Raw genomic sequence first — 10,841 nt, 5'->3', positions numbered from 1 at the left:
GCCCTCTCCCCCAGCCGCGGGGTAGCGTGCAGCGCCGCGGGGCCCGCCCGGGGCCCCCCCTGGTGCCCGGGCCCCCCCGCGGGGGGGGCGCGGCGCCCCCCGGGGGGGGGGGGGGCCCCCCAACCCCCCCCCCCCCCCCCACCGCCGCTCGGCAGGACTCAGGCCTTCGGAAGCGTTATCCCCAACTCGAGCATCGCCGGGGAGGCCGGGCCGCCCTCGGAGCGCTCGGTCTTGTAGCCCTTGACGCCCGGGGCGACGGTACGCGGGTCAACGGCCTCGGAGGGGGCGCCGGTGGAGTACAGGCCGTCCGGGTCCTGGTCGCGGTCGTGGGGGAGGAGCCAGAAGACGCGCCGGCGGAAGGTGCCGGAGGCGCGGGAGGACTTCGCGTCGGGGCCGAGGATGGCGTAACCGACCATGCGGCCGTCGCGGTGGTAGGCGGGGCGGCCGCGGCGGGTCGTGAGGCGGTCCAGCGACTGACGGACGTAGTCGAGGTCGGAGGTGTCCTCCAGCCAGACGAGGTCGGTTTCGTGGGCGAGCTCGGCCGGGTCGATCAGCGCGCTCACGCGTTCTGCTCCTCTGTGTCGTCGGTGATCAGGCCGATGCCCGGGTAGTACTTGCGGCTGTTGGACAGGACCATCTCCTTGGGAGAGGTCATACCCAGTGTCTCGCGGACTCGTGCGGCGAAGGCACGCCCGGATACGGGATTGGCGCCCTCGAACCCGCACCAACGGGTGTAGGCGCCGAAGAGCTGGGATTGTTCGGCGCGCATGCCCTCGCCGGTGACGCACGCCTCCTTGAGGAAGCGGCCGACGTGGTCCTCGGTCTCCGCGTAGGCGGTGGTGGCGACCTGGACGCGTTGGGGGCCGGCGAGGTCCTTCTCACCGGCGAAGTAGCGGCGGGCGCCGTCGATGAGCCAGGCGAGGATGCCGGGGCCCTCCTCGGCGACGAGGACGTGCGCCAGGTTGTCGATCTTGCGTTCCTCGGGGACGACCCGTTCGAACGGGATCAGGCGCATGCGCCGCCAGAAGGCGAAGCCGCCGGTACCGACCTCGGGGCGGTGGTTGCCGAGCAGCCAGAGCTTGTGGGTGGGCTCGAAGGAGAAGAAGTCCTGGCGCATCCGGCGGGCCTTGATCTTGTCGCCGCCGGTGAGGAGCTTGACCCGGGCCTCGTCGAAGCGGTCGCCGGGCTTGAGCTCGGAGCAGACGATGATGCGGCGGCCGTGGAGCTCGGCGAGGTCGGTGGGGTGGCCGTCGAAGGTCTTGGCCATGAGGAAGCCGGGCGGGGCCGCGTCCGCGTAGTCGCCGAGGAGCTGGATCATGACGTCGAGGAGGACGGACTTGCCGTTCTTGCCCTGGCCGTAGAGGAAAGGCATGACCTGGGCGCCGACGTCGCCGCTGATGGAGTAGCCGAGCAGCAGGTGGAGGAAGTCGCGGGTCTGGCGGCCTTCCTGGTCGTCGCCGAAGGTGTCGGTGAGGAAGCGGTTCCAGCGCGGGGTGGGCATCCGGGCGGGGGCGAGGGTGGTGGAGCGGGAGTGGTGGTGGACCTGCGGGTCGGGCGGCGCGATGGCGCCGGTGCGCAGGTCGACCACGCCGCCGGGGGTGCACAGGGCGTAGGCGTCGGCGTCGAGGAGGGCGGCGTTGAGGACCATGCCGGGGGCGGACTTGGCCTGGGCGAGCATGGCGTTCATGCCGGAGGTGGACAGGGCGCGGCGGCGGTGCCGGCGCAGGTCGGTGTTGGTGTAGACGCCGCGCGGGTCGTGGGTTGCGACGCTCTCCGCCATCTCACCGGCGGCCCACAGGACGGTGTCGTCCTCGTCGAGCTGCCAGCGGTGGGTGGACCAGCGGTACCAGCCGATGCCGGGGACGTGACGGTAGTCGCGCCCGTAGAGGTGGACGAAGAGCTTGGCGTTGCCGCGGTCGGAGAGCGAGTCGGGCAGCAGGCCGTGGGCACTCGCCTGCGGTCCCGCCTGGGGGCCCGTCTGGGAGCCCGTCTGGGAGCCCGCTTGGGGGCCCATGAGGGCCTCGGTGGGCTGGACGGGCTGGGCTACCACTGCGCTCTGTGCGGTGTGTGCGGTGTGGAAGGGCTGGGTCGGCTGGGCGGGCGCCTGGGAGACGTCGGCGGGGGCGTCCAGGAGACTCTCCTGGACGGCGGCGCCGTGCCAGGGGGCCTGCGAGGGGCCGGGGACCGGCGGGTACTCCAGGATCTGCTGGGCTGCGGCCACGGGGTCGAAGACCGTCCTCTTGCGGGTGCTGTCGGTCATCCGCGGGCCTTCCCGATGTGCAGGGGCTGCCGGGCGCCGGCGGCGAGGCCGGAACGGATGACGGCGGAGCTTTGCCGGTCCTGGGTGGGACGGGCGGTGCGGGCGGCGTCGAGGAGGAGCCGCTCGGCGGTGGTGTGCGTCAGGTGCCCGGCGGAGACGAGGCCTCCGACGGTGTAGGCGGCGCGGTTGAGCTTGCCGGTGAAGCCTGCGCCCTCGGGGGTGGTGGCGCAGTCGGTGACGTCCTGCAGAACGGTGTCGAGGACGCGTTCGGCTCCGCGCTTACCGCCGCCGGCGGCCACGACGGCCTGGCGGGCACGGTCGGGTACGGGGGCCGGGACGGCCGCCGGCTTGGGCTCCTGCTTGTCCTTGAGGTGCCCGGTGCGGACGAGTTCTTCGCCGAGCCACCGGGGGAGCGGGGCGGGGGTTCTGGCTCCGGGCAGGACCGTGTAGGTGCCGGCGCTCGTCGTGGTGCCGGGAGCGACGATGTAGCCGCCGTGGGCACGGACGTCGACCTGCCAGGCCAGGGCCCGCCCGGTGGAGGAGCCGGTGGAGCAGGTGAAGCGGTGGTTGGCGTCATCCAGGTACCAGATGTGCAGGCCGCCGGAGGGCGTGCGCACACGCAGCGTGGACGTGTCCTCGGCGGGGGCGGGGGAGCGACGGAGGGCCGCGAGCAGCGCAAGCGTGTGGTAGCCGTTCTCCAGGCCCTCCAGGTCGACGTGCTCGTGGATCGGGATCCCCGGCAGGATCCGGTCCCGGGCAGGCACGGCACCGGGGTGACTGTCGACGTCGATGACGACCAGGCCCGCAGGGCCACAGGCGACACCGATGCCGAAGTCGGGGTTGGTCTGCCACCAGGCGGTGATGACGTCCTGGTCGAGGGTGGCGGCATGGAAGCCGTGGCACCAGCGACCGAACCGGGAACAGGCGCACTCGGCGGGAGAGTGCGGGGATTCCTGGCAAGGCTGACAGTTGGCGGGCGGCGTTTTGCGCCCCGGAGCCAGCGGATGGACCGGCCAGCCCTGGGAAGCGCACCACCGGGCAACGGCCAGCGCATCCGGCTGGCGGCCCGTTCGGTCGCTCCCCACGGCCTGCGGCGCCGTCACGCTGGTCCCTCCCCCTTGGTTCAGTAGCTGCTTCAGCTGCTTCAGTCGCTCGGTAGCTGCCCGACTTTCGGTCGCTCGTTCAGTAGCTGAGGGCAAAAAGCCAGGTCAGGGCACTGGCAAACGCCGGATCAGCGACTGAAGCGACCGAAGTCCAGAAGATAGCTCACACAGACTATCGGAGCGAGGACGTACGCACCCGGAGTGGCGGACCTTACGCGGAAACTCAGCGACCGAACCCTGGGGCAGCGACCGAGTCGCTTTGGTCGCTGTTTTCGGTCCGCCGACGTTTTCGCAGGTCAAAGCCGATTTTCAAACCAAACAGCGACTGAAGCGACTGTAGCTCGGGTCTATAACGCGCACACGCACACGGGAATGTCTTCATATACCCAACCTTGAGTCGCTTCAGTCGCTTCTGGGGTGGGCACAACGCCTCTGACCTGGGATTTTGTCCAGCGACTGAAGCCCAGCGACCGTAGCTACCGAGTCTCTCTCGCCCGGTCGCTCGGCGTGTCGCGCGTGTCAGGACTGCCTGAAGGTCCGGAGTTCGGTCGCTTGAGTCGCTTCGGTAGCTCCCGGTCAATGGGGGAGTGGCGGAGCCCTGTCGTGGAGTCCTCTCGACCCTCCCGCGCTTGCTGCGCGGAGAAGTCCCTTCCTTGAGTCGCTTGAGTCGCTTCGGTAGCTCCCCAAGCCGGGCGGGGAGATCGGCTGGAACGCTCGTGGCGCCAGGCTTCCACCGTCTCGGCCCCGGGCACCTGACGCCGGCAGCGACCGAAGCGACTCTGCCCCGGGATTGGACTGCTGTCCCCCTGCAGGAGCGCTTGCCCTGCAGGGGGACAGGCCGCGCAGCGGCCCTAGGCGTCTGACCCGGGGAAACGTGCCCCTCACCGTGCCGAGGAAAGAAGCGACCGAACTCAGTGAGCCCGGATCCGTTGCCCTTCGGTCGCTCTCGGTCGCTCTCGGTCGCTGGCATCCGGAGAGCGACCGAAGCCCGCCCAAGGACAGGCGTGACCTTTCCGTTCCACAGTCGTTGTTCACGCGGATCTGCTGGGCATGGATCGTCTTCCCGACCGACCGGGGCGACGGCAAAACGCTTTCCTCGGTGGTAAGGGCTTTGCGGATGGGCGTCACGCTGGGCGTGGTGGTGCTGACGACGGGCGATCGAAACGGGAGCTGTCCAGCGCTCCTGGACTCGGTGACCCCCAGGAGAGCGACGGTGTGACGGCTTACTGCCCCGCACCGACACCTTCCCTTGGTCCGGGAAGCCCGCGAGCAGGATCCCGTCTGGGTGTGGTCGGCTTCCGGGGGCGACGCCGAGGACGGCACATTCAGCGCGGGTACCCCACGTCTGGGCACGAGCACCCCACTGCAGCCCGGGGAGGTCACCACCTACCTTGGTGGCCACGATCAGCCAGAGCTGCATTTACACGGCCCAGGGCTGAACGCCTACTGCATCCATGCGACCCGGGCCTACCTCGTGTCCCCTCTGCTCGGCTCCTGATCAGAGCTTGGCACCACAGCCGGGCGGTACCGACAGCGGGCTGACAGACCGGGGGAGCGGTGACCGCAGGCGGATGCCCGAATCCTGTAAGCCCACTCCCTGTCTCGGGGAGGCGCTCGGATTTTCCGCCGAAAATCCGGTGCACGGGCGGCGACACCGGCGGCCTCACCCGGCTGTTCCGGCACCCCAAAGGCAGCCCGTGCGGGCTGCGGCTTCGCCCGGTGCGGGCCGGGAGAAGTGGTCGAACGGTGGCAGCGTGCGAGACAGCATGGGACGTCGCTCTACTCCTGACGTCTGTCCGGCACCGTCGACGCCCCGAAGCCGCCGCACCCACACCCTGACCCACGGTCGGCCCCTGGCTGGCAGTCGGCTGGCACCTGGTCGACGCCCGTTTGCCAGGCCCCGTTGGCGACGCGCACCTCGCGCACCCGCGTATCCCGCGCGCATCCCGCTTGCGCCGCCAACATCGGCCCCGACCCGGTCGGCTCGTGGTCGGACTGCAGCGATCAGCGCACGATCGCGCTGCGGCGCTCGACGAGGACGACGTCGCGCCAGAGGCCGTGGTGTCGGCCGAGTCGCTCGCGGGTCCCGATGACCCGGAACCCGACCTTGGCGTGCAGGACGAGGCTGGCGGTGTTCTCCGGGAAGATCCCGGATTGGAGGGTCCAGATCCCCGCCTGCTCGGTCGAGGCGATCAGTGCCTGAAGGAGGGCGGCGCCGACGCCTCGGCCGCGGGCGTCGGAATGGACATAGACGGAGTGCTCGACCACGCCGGCATACGCGCATCGGTCGGAGACCGGCGCGACCGCCGCCCAGCCGAGTACCCGGCCGTCCTGGTCGAGGGCGACCAGGCGGTGGTCGGGCAGGCGGGCGCTGTCGAACGCCTCCCAGGTGGGGGCGGTGGTCTCGAACGTCGCGTCGCCGCCGTCGATGCCGAGCTGGTAGATCGCCAGGACCTGGTCGGCGTGCTCGGGCAGCATGCCGGTGATCCGCACCGGCCCGGCGGCCGTCACGGCTGGGCCTGGATGCCGAGGTCGCTGAGCAGGCCGCGGATGCGGCGCTCGATCTCGTCGCGGATCGGGCGGACGGCCTCGACGCCCTGGCCGGCCGGATCCTCCAGCTTCCAGTCCAGGTACTTCTTGCCGGGGAAGTACGGGCAGGCGTCGCCGCAGCCCATGGTGATCACCACGTCGGAGGCCTGCACCGCCTCGGTGGTGAGGATCTTCGGAGTCTCGGCGGAGATGTCGATGCCGACCTCGCGCAGGGCCTCGACCACGGCCGGGTTCACGGTCCCGGCGGGGGCGGAGCCGGCCGAGCGGACCTCGACCCGCTCGCCGCCGAGGCGGGTGAGGAAGGCGGCGGCCATCTGGGAGCGGCCGGCGTTGTGGACGCAGACGAACAGCACGGAGGGGACGGCGGGATCACTCACAGGATGTCCTTGATCGGGAACGTCGGGAACAGCGGGGATGTCGGAACGTCGGGAACAGCGGGGCGGGCGGTGCTCAGCGGCCGGAGGCGGCCGGGTGATGGTCGCCATGCGGGACGACGACGTCCTCGGCGGCCGGGGTCGGGCGGCCGAACAGCAGCGCGACCAGTGCGATGCCGGCCACCAGGCCGACCAGCTGGGCGGCGATGAACGGCAGCACCGAGGCGGGGGCGATCCCGGCGAAGGTGTCGGTGAAGGCCCGGCCGATCGTCACCGCCGGGTTGGCGAAGCTGGTCGAGGACGTGAACCAGTACGCCGAGCCGATGAACGCGGCGACCGCGACCGGCGCGAAGTGCGCGCGACCGGCCCGGGCCAGGCCGAAGATCAGCAGGACCAGACCGGCAGTCGCCACGACCTCACCCAGCCACAGGTGCGGTGCCCACCGGGCATGGGTCGACCAGTGCACGAGCGGCTCGGCGAACATCGCGTTCGCGAGCACCGCCCCGCCGATCGCGCCGGAGACCTGGGCCAGGGCGTAGGCCGCGACCTCGCGCAGGCCGGGCCCTTCCCCGCTGCGGCGGCCGGTCCACCAGGCGGCCAGGGTGACCACAGGGTTGAAGTGGGCGCCGGAGACCGGGCCGAGCAGGGCGATCAGTACGCCGAGGCCGAACACGGTCGCGAGGGAGTTGGCCAGTAGCTGCACGCCGACGTCCTGGGACAGTTTGGTGGCCTGGATGCCGGATCCGACCACGATCGCGACCAGCGCGCCGGTCCCGACGAACTCGACGGCCGTCCGGCGGCCCAGCGGGGCGAGCTCGGTCATCTCGCGCCTGCCGGAGCCTCGAGGAGCGAGGAGAGGCGGGCCAGGGCTGCGGGCAGCACCCAGTAGTAGACCCAGGTCCCCCGGCGCTCGGAACCGACCAGCCCGGCCTCACGCAGCACCTTCAGGTGGTGGGAGATCGTCGGCTGGGACACGTCGAACGGGCCGGTCAGGTCGCAGACGCAGGCCTCGCCGCCCTCGTGCGAGGCGATCAGCGACAGCAGCCGCAGCCGCACCGGGTCGGAGAGGGCCTTGAACATCCTGGCCAGATCAACAGCGGCTTCTTCGCCCAGCGGCTCGCGGACCATCGGCGAGCAGCACGCGGCCGCATCGTCCTGGCCGAGCACCGGCAGTTCCAGATTCGACATGCGTCTATGTTGACAGTCATCTAATCCAGTGGCAACGTCATCCATATCGATAACTGTCGAATCAAGGACCCGGATCGGGGAGAACCGCCCATGTCCCGCGTTCAGCTCGCCCTGCGCGTCGCCGACCTCGAAGGCTCCATCGCCTTCTACTCCAAACTGTTCGGCACCAAGCCGGCCAAGCGCCGCCCCGGCTACGCCAACTTCGCCATCACCGAGCCCCCGCTCAAGCTCGTCCTCATCGAGGGCGAGGCCGGCGAGGACACCCGCCTGGACCACCTCGGCATCGAGGTCGAGAACACCGAGCAGGTCACCGCCGCCACCGCCCGACTGCAGGACGCCGGCCTGGCCACCTTCGAGGAGAACGACACGTCCTGCTGCTACGCCCTCCAGGACAAGACCTGGGTGCACGGCCCCGGCAAGGAGCCCTGGGAGGTCTACGTCGTTAAAGCCGACGCCGGCACCCTCGGCAAGAGCGCCACCGCCGGCGGCCACGCCTGCTGCACCAGCAGCAGACAGGATGCCGAGCCGGCCACCGCCGAGCCGGCCACCGCCGCGGCAGCATGCGCCTGCGGCGGCTGAGCAGGCGTCAGATCACCGGCAGGAGTCCCGCGAACCCGTTGGTCCCTGGCCCCATACGGTCACCAGAGACCGGCGGATTCGTGCTGTCAGCCCTCCCGGACTCCGTGAACGGATCGCCGAGCTTCAGGCGCTCATGCTGGAACAGCAGCCGCCTGCATCCGTCCGCCATCTCCGCCCTCTTCAGGGGGCCACTCCGTCGTAGCGAAGGCTCCTGAGGAGGCTGTCAGTGCCCTGTGCTTGGATACGGCACCGGCGTCGGAAAAGGGGAAGACATGACGCGCACGACACCGCCGCGGCCGCTGGATGTCGAGGTGGCGTTTCCGGAGCTGGCCAGCCTGGCAAGGACGGCCACCCGTCTGCACCCAAGCCCGGGTGCACCAACCGTCCATGACAGTTCGGTGGGCGGGCCGCTGCTGTGGCCGGCGGACGAGCCCTGGCCGGAGTACGGGTCGGAGTACACGCCCTACCGGCCGATGACGACGCTTGCGGACGTTCGCGCGCTGCGGGCCCTGCTCACCCAGGCATGGTCCCGACCTCGGGGGCCCCGGGAGAACCTCCTGGCTGCGCAGGAGAAGGAAGCGGTGGACCGGATCCATGCCAAGCATGCCCCGGCGATGCTGCCTCCGGGGCCGCTGCCGCTGATTCCGCTCGTGCAGCTCTACGCCCGGGACGTGCCCGGATTGCCGTTCCCGGAGGGGACTGACCTGCTGCAGGTGTTGTGGGAGCCGTCCGCGGAGATTGAAGGGTGCTCCGAAGCCGTGCAGCTGAGGTGGCGGCTGGCTTCGGGGGTCCGGGAAGTCCTGACCAGTCCTCCTGAGCCCGCCTATGTCGAGTGCAGTGACCACGTGCCGGAGCCATGCCGACTCCACCCGGAGCCGGTGCGTGAGTTCCCTCCCCACCAGGACCTTGACGAGAAACTGGCGGAGCGCTTGGACCACTGGTGCGCGCAGCAGTCGGTGAGTTACCGAAGCGACCTGTCCGTCGCTCCCGGATGGAAGGCGGGTGGGTGGCCGGCGAACTTCACCTTCCGCGACCCGGCGGACTCCGACGAACTGCAGTGCGGCGAGTGCGGCGGGCCGGTGGAGGCGCTGCTCACCATCGACGGCACCGAGTGGGACGGAGCCACTGGCAGCTGGCGTCCGATCGAGACGGGCGAGGACGCGGAGAAGCCGGCTGGGCATCCGTACCGGACCCTGCGGGAACCAACGATGGTGACCATCGGACGCGGCTACACCCTGCAGTTCTACAACTGCGTCAGCACGCCGTCCCACCTACCGCGCACGATCATGCAGTAGCGCAGACCCAGCTAAGGGCTGTCCCGTAGGCCGTGCTTCGGCTGACGGTGACAGGGCACAGGTCGACAAATTGGTGGCAGGCTGACCGTCGGTAAGAGACGATCACGACGTGCATGGCCCTGCTCTTGCCGGATGCGCCTGGATGCGTTGCGCGGTGGTGGTGCCGTGCTGACATCGGATCGATGCTCGGTCTGGCGCATTCCGCGCCGGCCGGAGAGGACGCGTGTGTCGCTCGCCCTTGAAGATCGCTTGGCCATCACCGAACTGGTCTCGTTGCACGGCCACCTCGTTGACGACGGAACCCTTGACCGGTTGGAGGAGTTGTTCACCGCCGATGTGGTCTACGACCTCACCGACTTCGGCCAGGAGCCACTGTCCGGGGTGGCAGCCATCCGAGAAGCGGCATGGGCACTGGGAGCGGCCAACCCTGTCGCACATCACGTCACCAACGTCGTCGTCACGGCGTCGGCGGATGGCCGGGTGCAGGTCCGTTCCAAAGGGCTTGGCATCAAAGCGGACGGCTCCTGCGGTTCCGTCTCCTACGACGACACCGTCGTGCGCACCGCTGACGGCTGGCGGATCAGCCATCGCAAGGTGTCGCCACGCCGAACTCCCTTGGGCGGGATGATAAAGCTGGGCTGACCAGGTACATCCCGCCTGGTCCCAACCGGTGAGGACGAGATTGTGCAGGCGGCCGATGCCGAGCATGGCGTGGTGGACACGTCGTGAACTACTCGGCTGGCTCGCCACCAAGGCCGGCGATTGTCACCGTCGCTTCGACGGCAGCGTCGACCTGGGATGGATCCGATTCCATGAATCACGCCAGGCCGAGCCGCTGGTGGTACGTGACGGTGTAGTCATCTGGCGACCGTAGCCTGCCGCGATCCGCTGCCACAGCGACGAGCTGAGGGCCGGTCTTCCTGATGGGCTGCTCCAACCCCGGTCACGGACGCGGGGCAGGAAATCGGTGGGGCGGCCCAGCGGGATCTGCCCAGCGGTTCGTCGATGGTCCCACTGATACGCAGTCGGCAGTCGGTGGTCGTCGCCCCGGTCGACCCGTCAAGGCTCGAGCCCGGGGACATCGTCCTCGCCCGTGTCGCCGGAACCGTGTACCTGCATCTGGTGTCGTCCATCGATCCGGCCAGGAAACGAGTGCACATCAGCAACAACCGGGGCCGCATCAACGGCTGGACCCATCACGACCGCGTCTTCGGTATCTGCGTCGCCGTCGACGGGGTCCTCCGGGCCGGTGCCGCGGACAAGACCCTGGCCGCCGACCCTGACAACCGGCCCGGAACAGTAAGGGGAACAGCAAAGGGAACAGGGCATCGGCCGCCCTGCCGAGATCCGACGCTGCAGCAGTAGCCAAGCGCCGAACAAGACAGGTGACTGCTGACTCCCGGAGTTCCGGGTTTGCAGATCACGAGGCGGGCCGGCCGCGAGGTCGACGCAGGGCATCCCTGGCCCAACCTCGCTCCAGCCGGCGCCAGGG

At 70.1% G+C, this 10,841-nt stretch carries 11 protein-coding genes; 4 read left to right on the top strand and 7 right to left on the bottom strand.

What is annotated here, in order from left to right:
- Positions 1-158 precede the first annotated feature (158 nt).
- From ACIBEC_RS45935 to ACIBEC_RS45905, 7 genes are all read right to left on the bottom strand, one after another.
- Positions 159-563, bottom strand: a complete 405-nt coding sequence (locus ACIBEC_RS45935; protein ID WP_030240262.1) for a DUF6009 family protein — start codon at positions 561-563, stop codon at positions 159-161.
- Positions 560-2,014, bottom strand: coding sequence for a phage/plasmid primase, P4 family (locus ACIBEC_RS45930; RefSeq protein WP_360503813.1), 1,455 nt, complete (start codon positions 2,012-2,014; stop codon positions 560-562). The genes ACIBEC_RS45935 and ACIBEC_RS45930 overlap by 4 nt, the downstream gene beginning before the upstream one ends.
- A 242-nt stretch (positions 2,015-2,256) precedes the next feature.
- A complete protein-coding gene (locus ACIBEC_RS45925; protein ID WP_360503766.1) occupies positions 2,257-3,363 on the bottom strand; it encodes a bifunctional DNA primase/polymerase in 1,107 nt (368 codons plus the stop codon).
- A gap of 2,004 nt (positions 3,364-5,367) precedes the next feature.
- Positions 5,368-5,841: an N-acetyltransferase family protein gene (locus tag ACIBEC_RS45920; RefSeq protein ID WP_360503815.1), complete on the bottom strand. Its 474-nt coding sequence runs from the start codon at positions 5,839-5,841 to the stop codon at positions 5,368-5,370.
- A 29-nt stretch (positions 5,842-5,870) separates the two neighbouring features.
- Complete coding sequence (locus tag ACIBEC_RS45915) at positions 5,871-6,290, bottom strand: arsenate reductase ArsC (protein WP_360503769.1); 420 nt, start codon at positions 6,288-6,290, stop codon at positions 5,871-5,873.
- 73 nt (positions 6,291-6,363) lie between these two features.
- The gene (locus ACIBEC_RS45910; protein WP_360503772.1) at positions 6,364-7,110 is read right to left on the bottom strand and encodes an MIP/aquaporin family protein; all 747 of its coding nucleotides are present in this window, start codon (positions 7,108-7,110) and stop codon (positions 6,364-6,366) included.
- Positions 7,107-7,475 carry a metalloregulator ArsR/SmtB family transcription factor gene (locus ACIBEC_RS45905; RefSeq protein ID WP_360503774.1) on the bottom strand — a complete coding sequence of 123 codons (369 nt, stop codon included), beginning with the start codon at positions 7,473-7,475 and terminating at the stop codon, positions 7,107-7,109. Before ACIBEC_RS45905 ends, ACIBEC_RS45910 begins: the two co-directional genes overlap by 4 nt.
- A 90-nt stretch (positions 7,476-7,565) precedes the next feature.
- On the opposite strand from ACIBEC_RS45905, the gene ACIBEC_RS45900 reads away from it, so the two are divergent.
- From ACIBEC_RS45900 to ACIBEC_RS45885, 4 genes are all read left to right on the top strand, one after another.
- Positions 7,566-8,054 (top strand): ArsI/CadI family heavy metal resistance metalloenzyme, encoded by a 489-nt coding sequence (locus ACIBEC_RS45900; protein ID WP_360503777.1) that lies wholly within the window; start codon positions 7,566-7,568, stop codon positions 8,052-8,054.
- Between the two features lie 272 nt (positions 8,055-8,326).
- Positions 8,327-9,349, top strand: coding sequence for a hypothetical protein (locus ACIBEC_RS45895; RefSeq protein ID WP_360503780.1), 1,023 nt, complete (start codon positions 8,327-8,329; stop codon positions 9,347-9,349).
- A 132-nt stretch (positions 9,350-9,481) separates the two neighbouring features.
- Positions 9,482-9,991: a nuclear transport factor 2 family protein gene (locus tag ACIBEC_RS45890; RefSeq protein ID WP_396290715.1), complete on the top strand. Its 510-nt coding sequence runs from the start codon at positions 9,482-9,484 to the stop codon at positions 9,989-9,991.
- Between the two features lie 393 nt (positions 9,992-10,384).
- Positions 10,385-10,714 (top strand): S26 family signal peptidase, encoded by a 330-nt coding sequence (locus ACIBEC_RS45885; RefSeq protein WP_360503783.1) that lies wholly within the window; start codon positions 10,385-10,387, stop codon positions 10,712-10,714.
- Positions 10,715-10,841: the final 127 nt, after the last annotated feature.

It is taken from the genome of Kitasatospora sp. NPDC051164 (assembly GCF_044455625.1).
Classification (GTDB): Bacteria; Actinomycetota; Actinomycetes; order Streptomycetales; family Streptomycetaceae; genus Kitasatospora.
The sequence above is the reverse complement of the archived record's forward strand: the minus strand, read 5'-3'. Positions and strand labels throughout refer to the sequence as shown.

Excerpts from the sequence above, each read along its gene's own strand:
- ACIBEC_RS45930 (WP_360503813.1), bottom strand. The coding sequence starts at position 2,014 with ATGGGCCCCCAAGCGGGCTCCCAGACGGGCTCCCAGACGGGCCCCCAG.
- ACIBEC_RS45920 (WP_360503815.1), bottom strand. The coding sequence starts at position 5,841 with ATGCTGCCCGAGCACGCCGACCAGGTCCTGGCGATCTACCAGCTCGGC.
- ACIBEC_RS45910 (WP_360503772.1), bottom strand. The coding sequence starts at position 7,110 with ATGACCGAGCTCGCCCCGCTGGGCCGCCGGACGGCCGTCGAGTTCGTC.
- ACIBEC_RS45905 (WP_360503774.1), bottom strand. The coding sequence starts at position 7,475 with ATGTCGAATCTGGAACTGCCGGTGCTCGGCCAGGACGATGCGGCCGCG.
- ACIBEC_RS45900 (WP_360503777.1), top strand. The coding sequence starts at position 7,566 with ATGTCCCGCGTTCAGCTCGCCCTGCGCGTCGCCGACCTCGAAGGCTCC.
- ACIBEC_RS45895 (WP_360503780.1), top strand. The coding sequence starts at position 8,327 with ATGACGCGCACGACACCGCCGCGGCCGCTGGATGTCGAGGTGGCGTTT.
- ACIBEC_RS45890 (WP_396290715.1), top strand. The coding sequence starts at position 9,482 with ATGCGCCTGGATGCGTTGCGCGGTGGTGGTGCCGTGCTGACATCGGAT.